General features: G+C 39.1%; 9 protein-coding genes. 4 read left to right on the plus strand and 5 right to left on the minus strand.

Annotation, left to right across the window (positions count from 1 at the left end; translation table 11 throughout):
* Positions 1-27 precede the first annotated feature (27 nt).
* The 4 genes from AAC073_RS18875 to AAC073_RS18890 all read right to left on the minus strand — a co-directional run bounded on the left by AAC073_RS18875 (position 28) and on the right by AAC073_RS18890 (position 4,440).
* The gene (locus AAC073_RS18875; protein WP_339925365.1) at positions 28-1,086 is read right to left on the minus strand and encodes an SDR family oxidoreductase; all 1,059 of its coding nucleotides are present in this window, start codon (positions 1,084-1,086) and stop codon (positions 28-30) included.
* Between the two features lie 23 nt (positions 1,087-1,109).
* Positions 1,110-1,892 (minus strand): glucose-1-phosphate cytidylyltransferase, encoded by a 783-nt coding sequence (rfbF, locus tag AAC073_RS18880; RefSeq protein ID WP_339925366.1) that lies wholly within the window; start codon positions 1,890-1,892, stop codon positions 1,110-1,112.
* A gap of 51 nt (positions 1,893-1,943) precedes the next feature.
* Complete coding sequence (locus tag AAC073_RS18885; protein WP_339925367.1) at positions 1,944-3,014, minus strand: glycosyltransferase; 1,071 nt, start codon at positions 3,012-3,014, stop codon at positions 1,944-1,946.
* 157 nt (positions 3,015-3,171) lie between these two features.
* The gene (locus tag AAC073_RS18890) at positions 3,172-4,440 is read right to left on the minus strand and encodes a peptidoglycan DD-metalloendopeptidase family protein (protein WP_339925368.1); all 1,269 of its coding nucleotides are present in this window, start codon (positions 4,438-4,440) and stop codon (positions 3,172-3,174) included.
* 237 nt (positions 4,441-4,677) lie between these two features.
* Here AAC073_RS18890 and aspS point away from each other — a divergent pair, with 237 nt between their 5' ends.
* Positions 4,678-6,441 carry an aspartate--tRNA ligase gene (gene aspS / locus AAC073_RS18895; protein ID WP_339925369.1) on the plus strand — a complete coding sequence of 588 codons (1,764 nt, stop codon included), beginning with the start codon at positions 4,678-4,680 and terminating at the stop codon, positions 6,439-6,441.
* Between the two features lie 15 nt (positions 6,442-6,456).
* On the opposite strand, the gene AAC073_RS18900 is transcribed toward aspS, so the two are convergent.
* Positions 6,457-7,146 carry a lysoplasmalogenase gene (locus tag AAC073_RS18900; protein WP_339925370.1) on the minus strand — a complete coding sequence of 230 codons (690 nt, stop codon included), beginning with the start codon at positions 7,144-7,146 and terminating at the stop codon, positions 6,457-6,459.
* Between the two features lie 587 nt (positions 7,147-7,733).
* On the opposite strand from AAC073_RS18900, the gene AAC073_RS18905 reads away from it, so the two are divergent.
* From AAC073_RS18905 to AAC073_RS18915, 3 genes are all read left to right on the plus strand, one after another.
* A complete protein-coding gene (locus AAC073_RS18905) occupies positions 7,734-11,132 on the plus strand; it encodes a carboxypeptidase-like regulatory domain-containing protein (RefSeq protein ID WP_339925371.1) in 3,399 nt (1,132 codons plus the stop codon).
* Positions 11,133-11,580: 448 nt separating this feature from the next.
* The gene (locus AAC073_RS18910) at positions 11,581-12,654 is read left to right on the plus strand and encodes an efflux RND transporter periplasmic adaptor subunit (protein WP_339925372.1); all 1,074 of its coding nucleotides are present in this window, start codon (positions 11,581-11,583) and stop codon (positions 12,652-12,654) included.
* 9 nt (positions 12,655-12,663) lie between these two features.
* A complete protein-coding gene (locus AAC073_RS18915; protein WP_339925373.1) occupies positions 12,664-15,726 on the plus strand; it encodes an efflux RND transporter permease subunit in 3,063 nt (1,020 codons plus the stop codon).

Below are 15,726 nucleotides of genomic sequence, written 5' to 3' on the forward strand. Positions count from 1 at the left end.
ACGTTCTTAGCCATTTTTAAATAATTTCTATTGGAAAGACTTATTTGTCCAGTTTAAGGATTCGTTTAGAAGTCCTTCTTCTTGGAAATCATTTAACACTTTTAAGCGTATCAGGTTGGAATTTCTAAATTCCTGGTTGCTGAAACCAATGTTTTTCAATCCTGATTCCAGGTCTTTAATGGCTTTTTCCAAATCATATTGTGGTTGATGATTGGGAGCCATTTTTTCAAACTTTTCAAAATTCACCTTATAAGAACGTTTGTCTGCTGGAGCATCCTTGTTAATCGTTACGTTTATGTTTGGGATTAATTGTTGTACAGCTAGTGCCATGGTCTTCACCTGGTGGTTCCATACATTTGTGCCAATATTCACAGCCGTAAATGATCCTCCATTTGTTATCTTCCGAGTTGAAGCCCATTCCATTGCCCGAGCCATGTCCTTGACATGAACCATTGCCCGCCAAGGGCTGCCATCACTCAAGATAGAAATTTCTCCAGACGCGATTGCACCAGCGACAAAGTCATTCAGCACCAAATCTAATCTTAACCTGGAGCTAAAGCCACAGGCAGTGGCAAAACGAAGACAGGTAACAATGAAATCATCAGTTGCCAATCCCCTAAGGTCATTTTCTGAAAGCACCTTGGACCTGGCATAGGCGGTGAGTGGGTTTAACGAATCCTCTTCAGTTTTAGGGAAGTCATCAGCAGCCCCATACATGCTGCAACTTGAAGCAAAGACAAAATTTTTGACGCCAGCTTCTTTTGCCATTTTAGCCAGATTGATGCAGGATCGGTAGTTGATGTCCAATGTAATCTCTTCGAACTTTTTGCCCATGGGGTCATTGGATATAGCTGCGAGATTTATAACAGTATCTACCCCTTCTAGTAAATTTTCTGGGAAATTTCGAACATCACCAAAGACTTGTTGATCTACATTTACTTCAGGAAAGGCACCTTTACTGGTAATACATTGGGCAAAGAAGCCAATGTCGAAACCTATAATAGTACTATCGGGATAAACCCTTTTCAACTGATTGACTAGGATGGGGCCTATATAGCCCATATTACCTGTGATGAGTATTTTCATGTTTGAAATTTTTAAGGTCTATTTTACCAAACTTTCCAAGGGGCATTCTTAGTGTTCCATAATTCTTCGAGATAATTTTTGTCTCTTAAGGAATCCATGGCCTGCCAAAACCCATGGTGCACGTAAGCGGCCAATTCCTTATTGGCTGCCAGCTTCTCAAGTGGCTCTCTTTCCCAGATTGTTTGGTCATTTTCTATCAGATCAAGCACTTCAGGCTCCAGTACAAAAAATCCACCATTGATCATGGCACCTTCATTGCCATCTCCTTGCGGCTTTTCTCTGAAATTTTCAATTCTTGCATCTTTGGATGACAAAATGAATGCGCCAAATCTCCCTGGTTGTTTTACTGCTGTCAAAGTGGCCATGGAACCCTCTTTCTCATGATAAGAGATGGCATCTCGGATATTTACGTCTGAAACGCCGTCTCCATAAGTCATACAAAAGGTTTCGTTTCCGATGTATTCCTTCACTCTTTTTAATCTTCCACCAGTCATGGTGTCCAGGCCCGTATCTACAAGGGTTATTTTCCAAGGCTCTGACTTCGCATGGTGCACCTTAATTTGATTGGTGCTCAAGTCTATTGTAAAATCGGAGTTGAGGAGGTGATAATTTGAGAAATATTCTTTTATAATTTCCCCCTTGTAGCCACAACATATAACAAATTCATTTATTCCATAATGGGAATAGATTTTCATAATATGCCAAAGAATGGGCTTTTGGCCAATTTCCACCATTGGCTTAGGGCGAACGGCACTCTCTTCACTTATTCGAGTTCCAAAACCTCCTGCTAAAATAACTGCCTTCATATGTTGTAATAAAAAATTTAAATAAAACAGATATGGATCAAGGAAATGCCTTTACCCCTTTTTGTCTTTGTATACCGACAGCAGCACATTTTCTAATTGGGCTGCAAAAATGTCTGAATTGAATTTTTCCTGAAAAGTTGATTGAGAATTATTGCTCATTTTAAGCCAGGTCTCCTTATTCTCTTTCAATATTTTAAGCTTTTCTTTCCAGCCTTTAATATCGTACATGTCCACCCAATATCCGATTCCCTCTTTCTCAACATCTAAATTCAAACAAGGATTTCTTGTCATAATTAATGGTTTGCCAAAGGATACTACATCTTGCAGACTGGTCATTCCCTGACATCCCTCCTTTGACATTGGATATTTCAAAGGAATCAGTATTGCAATTGAACGTTGGTAATAGGGGATTAGGTCGAAGGATAGCGTCACTTCCCAGTTTACTTCTACATTTGGAGGGATGTCCACCGTTTTGGGGATTGATTTTGGGGTGCAAAATATTTTCAATTTATAATCCAAGCCGCGAAATGCCTCAATAAGTGTCTCGAAATCGCGGTCTGTATGACCAGCACTTATAAAGAAATCACATTCCTCAAATGATTTGCGTTTTAGGCAATAGCGCTCGTAATACGCAATATCCGGTCCCCACTGCGCAAGGCTAAATTTATTTTTATAGTCCTTTTCTGGAATTTTTAATAATTTAATAGTCTTGTCCAAAAGAGGTTCACTCAAAAATATTGATGCAGTATAATTTAAAATGTAGAACCTTGAATAGGATCTAAAAATTTTATTTTCATTTTTACCTCTCCAGAATGGTTGGTGAATAGTGACAACGATAGGTTTTCTAAATAAACCCAAAGCTTTCAAAAAAAGTAACAGCTTCGTGTTTGATTTTGAATAGGGGGAATATAAAATGTCAAATTTTCGGAGGTTGAACAGGATCCTGATCTGCTGGTCTAAATGCCCTATACCGAAAATTTTGCCTAACTTATTAAGAAACGGGTGTTTTTCATGAGGAAAAACGGTCATATCCACTTTTCCACGTTGATCTAGCTCTACCTTACCCCAAACATGGTGGCTACCACTAAGGCCTTTTTCCCAAAGAGAATAAGCCCTATCCATTGAATAATTATTTATTAAAAATACCCGTGGTTTCATTTATTATACCAAAAATTATTTCTAGAAAATTAAAAATGTCAAGCATTAAAGTATTTACTACAATTCCAATGGTAAATTGAAAAAAAGGACGTATTTATTACTCTGAATTAATATTATAGATTTAGTTACTTGTCAAAAGTGGCAAAACTTCGGTGTATTGTATTTCTGATAGTTTGTTGATCACCTCTTTTTTTACCTGTTCAAAAGCGAGTTTATTCGCTTCTATTATAGGCTCTGCTGGTGGGATTTCTTCTCTCAACCAATCCACTTGCTTGCCATGCTTCCAAAATCTAAAGCAAAGATGAGGGCCTGTTGCCAAACCGGTACTTCCTACATATCCGATTATTTGACCTTGTTTTACTCGCGAGCCTTTTTTAATGCCATTCCCTATTTTGGACATGTGAAGGTATTGGGTGGTATAAGTACCATTGTGCCTGATTTTGACAAAATTTCCATTTCCTCCTCTGTAGGTTGCTTCCAGAACTGTACCGTCTCCTACAGAACGAATTTCTGTTCCTCTAGGGGCGGCATAGTCAGTGCCCAAATGTGCTTTGTACCTTTTTTGTACTGGATGAAATCTACTCAAACTATAACGTGAGCTGATTCTTGAAAATTTCAAAGGATCTCTTAGGAAAGCTTTTTTAAGACTGTTTCCTTTTTCATCAAAATAAGAAATTATTCCATTTTGTTCAAAAGGAATGGCGTGATAAACCTGGCCCATATGCTCAAAGTATGCCGCTTCTATGTCTTCAATGCCAACAATTTGATCCTCTACTACCTGCTCTTTAAAAATGACCTTGAATTTATCGTCTTTCTGTAATCTCTGAAAATCTACTACCCAACCGTATAGGTCAGCAAATTGATCAATTAGGTCTGGCGTTAGGCCTAGCTCAGTCATGTTTACATAGAGGGAGGAAGAGATGGTACCACCTATTTCCCTATTGTTGATTTCCATCGGCTTGTTCTCTTTGTAAATAGCCGGTTGGCCAAGATTAAAGACTACAAACTCAGTTCTATTGGGTTCATAAATAAAAAATTGGGCCTGAGAAGAATCTTTTGGTGTCAGGACAGTGTATTTTTTATTGAAAGCTATTTTTTTTACGTCGAAAATAGATTTGGACTTTTTTGCAATTTCATCGATGATCTGGTAAGGTACATTAAATGGAGCCAAGAGTGTGGACAAGGTTTGGTTACGTTCAACAACTCCTTCTATAATGTCCAAATCGTCCACATTGATGCCATATAGTAAGTTTTCTTCAACTGGAATAATTTCTGTGGCTACTATTTCTGAAGCTTCCTTTTCTTGGACTAGAGAATCATTTCCGCTATAAATCCAAAAAACGATGCAGATAATGAATAATAATCCTCCGATAGTCCAATAATTTCTCATAAAATCTAGGGTAAGTAATGTTTTTTTGGCTAATTTAAGTTGGTCGTCTTGATAAATTGCAATGAAATTTTAACAGACCATGCGAATATACGTTTTTTTCCAACAACAACTACATTGTATTTCTTCGTTTTAACGTCATTAACCTTAAATGTATTGCTTTATCTTGAGCTTAAAAATAGCAATCTCTGGTCTGAATCATTATCTTTGGCGATTATTTGCAAATAAAAATCTAATTCAATGCTTAGAACACATACTTGTGGAGAACTCCGTCTGGAGGATTTGGATAAAAAAGTGAAACTTTCCGGATGGGTGCAGAGGGTAAGGAATAAGGGAGGATTAGTATGGGTAGACTTAAGGGACCGATATGGAATTACCCAACTGATTTTTGAAGAAGGAGAAGTCGCCCCGGAACTACTAAAAACAGCAACATCCTTAGGACGTGAGTTTGTCGTTCAGGCAGAAGGTACAGTGATTGAACGAACTTCTAAAAACGACAAAATCCCCACTGGAGCGATTGAAATTCGCGTCAATGGACTGAATATATTGAACAAAGCCAAAGTGCCTCCTTTTATCATCGAAGACGAAACTGATGGAGGAGAGGAACTGAGAATGAAGTATCGGTACCTGGACTTGAGAAGAAATGTAGTCCGAGAGAAACTGCAGCTAAGGCATCGAATGATGCAGGAAACCAGAAAATACATGGATCAAAATGAGTTCATGGAAGTTGAAACGCCTGTGTTGATCAAGTCTACGCCTGAAGGTGCTAGAGATTTTGTAGTCCCTAGTCGTGTTCATGCAGGTGAGTTTTATGCCTTGCCTCAATCTCCACAGACCTTTAAGCAACTATTGATGGTCAGTGGTTTTGATAGGTATTTTCAAATTGTCAAGTGCTTTAGGGATGAAGACTTAAGGGCAGACAGGCAGCCTGAGTTTACCCAAATAGATTGCGAAATGTCATTTGTAGACCAAGAGGATATTTTGGAAGTATTTGAAGGACTTACCCGTCACCTTTTTAAAGAAGTAAAAGGGATGGAATTGGGGAACATCGAACGCATGACTTATGATGAAGCGATGCGCCTTTATGGCAATGACAAACCGGATATCCGATTCGGAATGCCCTTTGTTGAGCTCAGCGACTTGGTTCAAGGAAAAGGTTTCAGTATTTTTGATGATGCTGAACTGGTGCTTGGAATCAATGCAAAAGGAGCGGCTGAATATACAAGGAAACAGTTGGATGCCCTTACCAATTGGGTGAGAAGACCTCAGATAGGAGCCAAAGGATTGGTTTATGTAAAATGCAATGCGGATGGTACTTTCAAGTCAACGGTTGATAAATTCTACGGTCAGGAAGACTTAAAAGCATGGGCCGAAAAAGCTGGTGCTTCTGCAGGAGACTTAATATTGTTGCTTTCTGGAACTGAAAAAGAAACCAGAAAGCAAATGTCTGAATTAAGGCTCAAAATGGGTGATGAATTGGGATTGAGAGACAAATCAGTCTACAAGCCTCTATGGGTATTGGATTTTCCATTGCTGGAGTGGGATGAGGAAACTTCAAGGTACCATGCCATGCACCATCCATTTACTTCTCCTAAAAAGGAGGACATGGAATTGTTAGACAAAGATCCAGGAAAAGTACGCGCCAATGCCTATGATTTGGTAATTAACGGTGTAGAAATTGGGGGTGGTTCCATTAGAATTCATGACAAGGAAACCCAACAGTTAATGTTCAAACACCTTGGATTTAGTGATGAAGACGCACAATCTCAATTTGGATTTCTTATGGAGGCATTCGAATATGGAGCACCTCCACATGGCGGTATTGCTTTTGGTTTTGACAGGCTATGTGCCATTTTTGGAGGAACAGATTCTATTAGAGATTATATAGCATTCCCAAAAAACAATGCGGGAAGGGATGTAATGATCAATTCGCCAAGTGGTATTTCTGAAGAGCAATTGGTTGAGTTGTCTTTAAATATTAAGGAAAAAGAAAAGGAAAAATAGTTTTGCCTTGGTGACTTATTTAACCTGTATTAGGTGACTCCTTATCCCCATCACGATAAGGAGTTGGCCTAGGATATAAGTACTCATAATCAAGAGGTCACCGTCCACAATAGGATGAAAAAAACGATCCAATGCCAACAAGCTGTCTGAAATAAAGAAAAGAAAGGCTCCTAGGAAAAGTTGCCAAAAGCTCGAATTATTGGTTCTTCCAAATCTTTCTCTGGCCATTGTTACCATCATGACAATGGCCATTATATATATGATAACTGGGATTTTTAGCTCGTTTAATTGAGAGTGAATCAGAAAATAAATTAGCGCAGCTACTATGTATAATGGAAGATTAAAAACAAACATTTTTATGAAATTCACTTTAAAAAGATTTAAAGTGTGATTTTGAGTCAGTTTGAAAGCCACTATATAGCAAATGTGGGTCATAAAGAAGGCGCCTAACCCAAATAGAAACAAGCTTTCATCTAAAAGCAAAACATCTCCCAAGAAAGAAAAAAATAGCCCGGCCGAAACGGTTATTCTCAACAAACTACCATTAATTAATTTTGTGATTTGTAAAAAATAAAGCAATAAAGCAATCATTATCACCGGCTTGGTAAAGTACCTGTAACTGCTCTCAGCGTTAACGATCATCGCTATATCTGCCAGCGCGGCAAATAGGAACAGGTACAGCCATAAGATTTCTTGTTTGCGCATTTCTTGAAATTTAGTATTTTTTATTTCTGCTTAAATCCGAACCAATCAAGGAGTTACATAGTTATTGTTTAAATAAAATGTAAGTCATGCGGAATGGAATTAATCCATAGGCTTTCAAGGATGGGGGTGGAAACTGCAATGAAGTATATGGGTTTGAAAAGATTTTATTAAGAGTGAAACAGCTAACCTATTCCGAGTTGAAAGTTCAAGTTAATGAGTTTATATGAAAAAAATCAATAAAGTTCTTTCAGTTTTATTGGGGAGAAGATTTCTATGATTAGGGAGTTAGGACTTATTTCAAATGCCTTTCCGAAACAAATAGAAGGAAAATGGCTTTAATGAAACATTCATTAAGTCGTTATTAAAAAAACAACTTTTTATTTTTTTTCTAACCAAATCTCCACTTGAAACAAAAAAATCCCTTGTAAATTCTAATGTTAGCGATTTGTTAATTAATTTTACTGTTTGAAATGAAAACTTAATATGTAGCTGTAATTATAGCGCTGTTTAAAGTTTATATTTGTACCCGTTATAGCCAACCCATCTTTTGATTCTATTATTTATTTATACCTATTAAATGTTTTAAAATGAGGCAACTATTACAAATGAAAATGCTTGTTGTGCTCCTAACGTTTCTAGCCGTTGGAAGCAGTTTTGGGCAGGTTACCACCAGTTCCGTTCAAGGATCGGTTCTGGACAATGAGGGGGAAGCACTTATAGGTGCTACTGTAAAAGCTACTCACGAGCCATCAGGGTCGGTGTATGGCGCTGTAACCAATGTTGATGGTAGATTCAATCTACCCAATTTAAGAGTTGGTGGACCGTATTCAATTGAAATTAATTATTTGGGTTTTGAATCTCAGGTCTTTACAGGGATTGTATTAAAGTTGGGAGAAACCTATAATCTCAATGCAGCATTATCAGATGGGGACACTGAGCTGACAGAATTTGTAGTGGAGGGGGAGAGAGGTTCAGATTTTACCTCCAACAGAACAGGTACTGCTACCAATATTTCAAATGAACAATTAAAAAACCTCCCGCAAATCAATAGGAGTGTACTTGAATTTACCAGATTGACCCCACAGGCAAGTGGTAATTCTTTTGCAGGAAGAGATGCCAGGTACAATAACCTTCAAATTGATGGTGCCAATTTTAACAATGGCTTTGGCCTAAGTGGTGATCCACTTCCAGGAGGGAGTTCTCAACCGATTTCCCTTGATGCCATTGAAGAAATTACGGTAAATATCGCTCCCTATGATGTACTTCAAAGTGGGTTTACAGGAGCAGGTATTAATGCTGTAACGAGAAGTGGTACAAATACCTTCGAAGGTTCTGCCTATTATTTTCTAAAAAATCAATCCCTTCAGGGTAAACAAATTGGCGACAATGAATTGGAATCCGTAGACGCAGCAACCAATAACTTTGGATTTAGATTGGGTGGCCCAATCATCAAAAACAAACTATTTTTCTTTGTAAATGCTGAACGAGAAATACTTACAGGGGCAAATGCTTCAGGGGTTAATCTTTGGAGACCATCAGAAGATGGAATCGCCGATCCTGAAAACAATATCGCCAGACCTACACGTACAGACTTAGACGCAGTTCAAAATCACCTTATCAACCAATGGGGATACGATCCAGGTAGGTATGAAGGATATGCTAACGAAGCAGAGCAAGCCAGTACAAAATTGCTAGCAAGAATAGATTGGAACATCAACGATAAGAATAAACTTGCAGTAAGGTACAATCAAGTAATTGGTACATCCAATCAACTTGCCAATGCCACCTCTGGTCCTCGGCCAAGAGCACCATGGCCAAATGGCGCCAGAGTAAGCCAGAATGCCATTACTTTTGAGAATGGGAATTATGGTTTTGAAAATTCTGTAAGGTCCATTACTGCCGAATTGAACAGCTATATCAACACAAACTGGTCCAATCAGTTATTGGCCACTTATTCAAAAATTCAAGACAAAAGAACTTCTCCATCTGATCAACTTTTTCCATTTGTTGACATCTGGGACGGGGGAGGATTGATAGCGGATAAGGATGGGAATATGGTGAAGGACAAAGGTTCTATGAATTATATATCCTTTGGTACAGAATTGTTTACCTACAATAATGACGTTGTTAACAATAACTATTCCATCATCAATAACCTGAATTATGTAGAAGGCAAACATAACATCACAATGGGTGCTGCCTTTGAACTTCAGAATTTTGGCAATAGCTATACCAGAATGGGGACCTCCTATTACCGCTATGCTTCTGTAGCAGATTTCCTTTCTACAGGTACCGCCAATGAAGTCGCTCCTACTATGTTTGGATTGACTTATCCATACGCAGGAAAGGACACTTATTCAACGGTTAATTTTGGTTTGGCTTCGCTTTATGCTCAGGACAAATATTCAGTAAACAATGACCTTAGCATTACCTTTGGCCTTCGTGCAGAACTTCCAATTTACCTTAATGAATTAACAGCCAATCCTTCTATCAATGAGATTACATTGACCAATCAGTTTGGGATGCCTACCAATTACAATTCAGGAATGTGGCCAAAATCAAAATTGATGGTATCTCCACGATTTGGTTTTAACTACGATGTATTTGGAGACCGTTCCCTTACCTTAAGAGGAGGTACTGGCGTGTTCTCAGGAAGAATTCCATTTGTATGGTTGACCAATATGCCTACCAATGCTGGGGTAATTCAGAATAACGTGGAGCCAGGAAGCTATGAGCAAGTGGAAGGTTGGATTGATAATATTACTTTCCAACCAGAACGTTACCATTATGTAGAGAATGTACCACAAGGAGCCGAAGACGTGTTTATCTCTTCTCCAACTGAAGGAGCTCCAGGTTCTTTTGCCTTGGTTGATCCCGATTTTAAGATGCCTATGGTTTGGAGGTCTAGTTTTGGACTGGATTATCAAATCCCAAATACACCTTTGTTGTTGACATCTGATTTCTTGTATACCAAGGACATCAATGCGGTCTTCCAATATGGAGCCAACAGAATCAGGTCTAACAATACCATGAACTATGGGGCAAGCAGTGCTCAAGGAGATTATGGTGATACCCGTGAAATATTTCTTCCTGGTCAAAGCACAGCCTATAACAGTGTGATGGGCGGAAATAACGCAACCGTGCTTTCCAATACCAATGTTAAAGGAAGAAGCTTTAGTGGAACAGTTGGCTTGTCAGTGCCTTATCACAGAGGCTTGAGTGCATCTTTGTACTATACTTATTCTTCTGCAAAGGATGTGACTGCAAACGCAGGTTCCAATGCTGGTTCCGCATGGGGCGCAAGTCCCACTATCAATAGTCCAAACGACCAAATGTTGCACATCTCAAATTTCGCTATCCCTCATCGAATAGTCGGAAGTGTGAGTTACAGGTTTGAATACGGAAATGCATTGGCAACTACTATCGGTATGTACTATAATGGTGCCCACCAAGGAAGGTACTCTTATGTTTATAGCAATGACTTGAATGGAGATGGCATTACAGGGGATCTGATTTACCTTCCTGAAAGTTCTTCTACCATGAATTTTGTTGACATTACGGACGATGAGGATGTAGTCTATACTGCTGAAGAGCAAAGGGCTGCCTTTGATGCTTATGTAGAGGAAAATGGCTTAAGCAAATACAGAGGCGGGTACCTGCCAAGAAATGCTTTCCTTAACCCTTGGTTAAATCGTTTTGACATCAGGGTATTGCAGGATGTTTCTCAAACATTCGGTAAGGTGAAAAACACCGTTCAATTGAGTGTAGATATTGTTAATTTAGGAAATTTGTTAAATAGTGATTGGGGAATCCAAGAGGATTTAAATGGTGCTGAAAACTTGCTTTCAAGAGCTGGTTCAGTAAGTCCAACTCCTGATTTTAACCTCAATACGGTTTCATCTAATCTTCCAACTACTCCTTTCAGAAATGCCAGTGGTTTTGGAACCACCTGGAGCATGCAGGTAGGTTTAAGGTATTTGTTTTAAGAGAGAAAATATAATTGTTTTTTTTGAGAAGGCTGCCCATTTGGGTGGCCTTTTTTTGTTATGACCTCAAGACTTGGTTTATCCCAAAATGTCCACTAACCATACTTTCATGTGGAGAATTCTCCAGATCTCTCAATAGGAGCTGTACGGGCGATTATGAATATAATAGCATCATTTAAGATGGATTTATGGCGTTTTAAAGGAATGATTCAATTCTCCTGCCATTAATGGCTTAGTTTTACCTCTTAAATTTTATTGTTTCTTTGCTATTGAAATTTAGTTTACTTTAACTTTACAATTGTTGGGAATTGCATTAGAAAAACAGCTAGGTTTTCAATAAAATACAACCCTATTTTATTGACAATAATTAATAACGCATAGAGTTCTGCCTTCGATTGATTCACATTTTATAGCATACTTATAGGTACAACAATACTTTAGTTCTAGAATGAAAAACCAAACTAAAATCATTTTGATTGTAATTATCCTATTGGTGATAGGATTTATGTTTTTTTATCCAAGAATGGATATGCTCACTGAAAAGGAAACCTCAACGGCCAATGTTGCAGCAGTACCCAAAACCAGCATAACTGTAGAGGCAATTGAATTAAAAGAAGAACGTCTTGAGACAAACTTGAACATTACTGGTTCTCTGATTCCAAATGAAATAGTAAACTTGAGGCCTGAAGTTGCTGGTTTGGTAGAAAAAATTTCTTTTCAGGAGGGTGAGTTTGTGAAAAAAGGAACGCCCTTATTGTATTTGAATGATGATGAATTAAAAGCTCAATTCGATAGACTTGTATACACTAAGAAGCTTTACGAAAGTCAGGAAAGTAGGCAAAAACAATTGTTAACGAAAGAGGCCATAAGTCAAGAGGAATATGATATTGTATTGAACCAGTACAATACCAACCTTGCAGATTTGCGCTTGATAGAAGCGCAACTAAATAAAATGATTATTAAAGCTCCCTTTGATGGAGAACTAGGATTTAGGCAGATTTCAGAAGGGAGTGTAATAGGAACCACAGACCTGATTGCCACCATTGTGAATGTGAACCCTATAAAAATTGAGTTCTCCATTCCAGAGCGTTACTCCAACGACATCAAGGTGGGATCAGTTATTTATTTCCGTTCTAATGTTGGTATTGCTGAAGCAGAAGGCCAGGTCTATGCCATCGAGCCAAATATAGATGCCGAGACCCGAACCCTCAAAATCCGAGCAAAAAGTGCGAATAACGAAAAGAAGTTTTTACCAGGTATGTTTGTCAGGGTACGGTTGGTATTGAAAGAAGTGGAAGATGCTATTCTTGTTCCTTCCGAATCCGTCATTCCGGAATTGGAAGGCTACAAGGTATTTATTTCAAACAACGGAATAGTAGCGTCTAGAAAAGTGGTGATCGGACAACGTACCGACACTAGGGTGCAGTTATTGGATGGGGTTAAACCCGGAGAACTGGTGTTGACCACAGGGGTTTTACAAGCAAGGGATGGAATGTCCGTGGAAGTTAATTTAACGAACTGATAGAACAATATGTCAAGTTTATCTACCATCAGTATTCGCAGGCCAGTATTGTCTATAGTGATGTCCATTACTATATTGATATTTGGGATTATTGGAATTTCCTTTTTAGGTATTCGTGAATTTCCTAGTGTTGATCCTCCAGTAGTCAATGTGAGAACGACTTATGTGGGTGCCAATGCAGATGTTATTGAAGCGCAAATCACTGAACCACTTGAGGAAGCCATAAATGGTATCTCTGGTATAAAGTCTTTGTCGTCTATAAGCAACGATGGGAATAGCAGCATCACTGTAGAATTTGAAATTGGAGCAGACATGGAAGCTGCTGCGAACGACGTTCGTGACAAGGTTTCCAGAGCTCAAAGGAACTTGCCTCCAGATACAGATCCTCCGATCGTTTCTAAACAGGATGCGGATACACAACCGATTGTCTTTTTAAATGTTCAGAGTAATGAAAGAAGCCTATTGGAGATTTCTGATATAGCTACTAATATTTTTAAGGAACGGCTTCAGACCATCAGTGGGGTAAGTGAGATTCGAATCTGGGGAGAGAAAGAATATGCAATGCGGCTGAGAATGGATCCTCTCAGGATGGCTTCTTACGGAATAACGCCTCTGGATATACTTAATAAAGTACAAAGTGAGAATGTTGAGCTTCCCACCGGTAGGATTGAGGGGGAGTCTATTGAATTATCAGTACGAACCAGAAGCCGCATGAGTACGCCTGAGGAATTCAATCGCTTGATTATTAAAGAAGAATCAAACAATGTGGTTCGTTTTCAGGACGTGGGAAGGGCTGAATTGGCACCCTTGAATGAAAGGACAGTACTTAAAAGAGATGGTATACCAATGGTGGGGGTTGCTTTAGTGCCTTTGCCAGGATCGAATAGCATTGAGATCATTGATGAGTTTTACCGCCGCCTGGAATTTATTAAAAAAGACCTTCCGGAAGACATTGAGCTCGGGATAGGTTTTGATACCACCAAATACATTAGAAATTCTATAAGCGAAGTGCAGCAAACCATTTTTGTAGCCTTCCTGCTTGTAGTGCTTATTATTTTTCTCTTCCTAAGAGATTGGCGGACTACATTTATTCCTGTCCTTACTATTCCTATTAGTCTAATAGGGGTCTTTTTTATCATGTACATGGCTGGCTTTTCTATCAATGTACTGACCTTATTGGGAATCGTATTGTCAATAGGACTGGTAGTGGATGATGCCATTGTAGTTTTAGAAAATATTTATACCAAAATAGAAAATGGAGAAGATCCGGAAACAGCAGCTGAAAAGGGTTCTGAGGAAATCTTCTTTGCGGTTATCGCCACTACCGTAGCATTAGCAGCCGTATTTTTACCTGTAATATTTCTTACGGGCACTACAGGCAGGCTTTTCCGAGAGTTTGGTGTAGTGGTAGCAGGAGCAGTTATTATATCCTCTTTTGTTGCCCTTACGATGACGCCAATGCTGAGTTCCAAACTACTGAAAAGAAGAGAGCGACACAATTGGCTTTACACCAAGACAGAGCCATTCTTTCTGTGGTTAAACCGGATTTATGTTGAGACCCTTCAATCTTTTATGAAAATAAGGTGGATGTCCTTCGTCCTTATAGGTGTGATGGGAATTGGTACTTATTATCTTTTCAATGAGATTCCTTCAGAATTGGCGCCTTTAGAAGATAGAGGGCAGATAAGGATCAACATGGCAGGGCCGGAAGGTGCCACCTTTGGGTACATGGACCGGGTCATTGATAAAATGACAGAGGAGTTGTCTGCCATTATTCCTGCGGAGGAAAGAGCAGGTTTAATTTCGGTTACCTCACCAGGATATGGCACCTCAAGTACCAATTCAGGATTTATAAGAATGATTTTAAACGATGCGACGCTAAGGAATAGGAGCCAGCAAGAGATTTTTGATGATATAGCGGTCTATTTAAAAAATGAAACATCTGTCAGGGCTTTTGGTGCTCAGGAGCCTTCCATAGGTGATCGAAGGGCTGGTTTGCCTATTCAATATGTCATCCAATCTCAAACCTTGAAAAAATTGAAGGATGTCATACCTGTTTTCATGGAGAGGATGGCTGAAAGTCCAGTATTTACCTTTCCTGATGTCAACTTGAAATTTACGAAGCCTGAATTAGAAATCGAGATTGACAGAGAAAAAGCGAGAAACATTGGTGTATCTGTACAAGAGATTGCCAGGACACTTCAATTAAGTTATTCTGGTCAGCGCTTCGATTATTTCATCATGAATGGCAAGCAGTATCAGGTGGTGGGAGAAATGCAACTTGAGGATAGAAACGAACCTGTAAACCTTAGGATGCTTTATGTAAAAGGTGAAAATGGGCAATTGATCCAAATGGACAACGTGGTAAAAATTTCCGAAAGAAGTACACCACCACAGCTCTATCGTTACAATAGGTTTGTGAGTGCTACCGTTCAGGCAGGACTGGCACCTGGTGAGACAGTAGGAACAGGATTGGCAGAAATGGATCGCATTGCCGCAGAGGTGCTCGATGAAACGTATACAACAGATGTGGCAGGGCTCTCAAAAGAATACAGAGACAGCTCTAGCAGTTTGGTCTTTGCTTTTGTATTTGCACTGATTTTGATTTACCTGGTTTTATCGGCTCAATTTGAAAGTTTCATGGATCCCTTAACCATCATGTTTACTGTCCCATTGGCTATTTTCGGGGCCTTATTGTCCTTGTGGTTGTTTGATTTCACGCTAAACGTTTTTAGCCAGATTGGTATCATTATGCTGATTGGTCTGGTTACAAAAAATGGGATTTTGATCGTAGAGTTTGCCAACCAACGCAAGGCACAAGGGTTTTCGATAGAAGAGGCCATTGAAGGAGCCGCCGCTGCTAGATTTAGACCAATTTTAATGACCAGTCTGTCTACAATTTTGGGAATTCTGCCAATTGCCCTTGCCCTCGGTGCAGGCTCTGAAGGAAGGGTGCCGATGGGGGTGGCTGTAGTGGGAGGTATGTTACTGGCCACAGCCCTTACCTTATTTATTATTCCTGGGATTTATACTTATTTGACATCAAAACAAGGAAGATTAGCAAGAGTTTAA

The sequence above is a fragment of the uncultured Cyclobacterium sp. genome (assembly GCF_963977555.1).
Lineage (GTDB): Bacteria > Bacteroidota > Bacteroidia > Cytophagales > Cyclobacteriaceae > Cyclobacterium.

What these genes read in the sequence shown, in the direction of transcription:
- AAC073_RS18910 (WP_339925372.1), top strand. Translation starts at nt 11,581, where the DNA reads ATGAAAAACCAAACTAAAATCATTTTGATTGTAATTATCCTATTGGTG.
- AAC073_RS18875 (WP_339925365.1), bottom strand. Translation starts at nt 1,086, where the DNA reads ATGAAAATACTCATCACAGGTAATATGGGCTATATAGGCCCCATCCTA.
- AAC073_RS18885 (WP_339925367.1), bottom strand. Translation starts at nt 3,014, where the DNA reads ATGGATAGGGCTTATTCTCTTTGGGAAAAAGGCCTTAGTGGTAGCCAC.
- rfbF (WP_339925366.1), bottom strand. Translation starts at nt 1,892, where the DNA reads ATGAAGGCAGTTATTTTAGCAGGAGGTTTTGGAACTCGAATAAGTGAA.
- aspS (WP_339925369.1), top strand. Translation starts at nt 4,678, where the DNA reads ATGCTTAGAACACATACTTGTGGAGAACTCCGTCTGGAGGATTTGGAT.
- AAC073_RS18915 (WP_339925373.1), top strand. Translation starts at nt 12,664, where the DNA reads ATGTCAAGTTTATCTACCATCAGTATTCGCAGGCCAGTATTGTCTATA.
- AAC073_RS18890 (WP_339925368.1), bottom strand. Translation starts at nt 4,440, where the DNA reads ATGAGAAATTATTGGACTATCGGAGGATTATTATTCATTATCTGCATC.
- AAC073_RS18905 (WP_339925371.1), top strand. Translation starts at nt 7,734, where the DNA reads ATGAGGCAACTATTACAAATGAAAATGCTTGTTGTGCTCCTAACGTTT.
- AAC073_RS18900 (WP_339925370.1), bottom strand. Translation starts at nt 7,146, where the DNA reads ATGCGCAAACAAGAAATCTTATGGCTGTACCTGTTCCTATTTGCCGCG.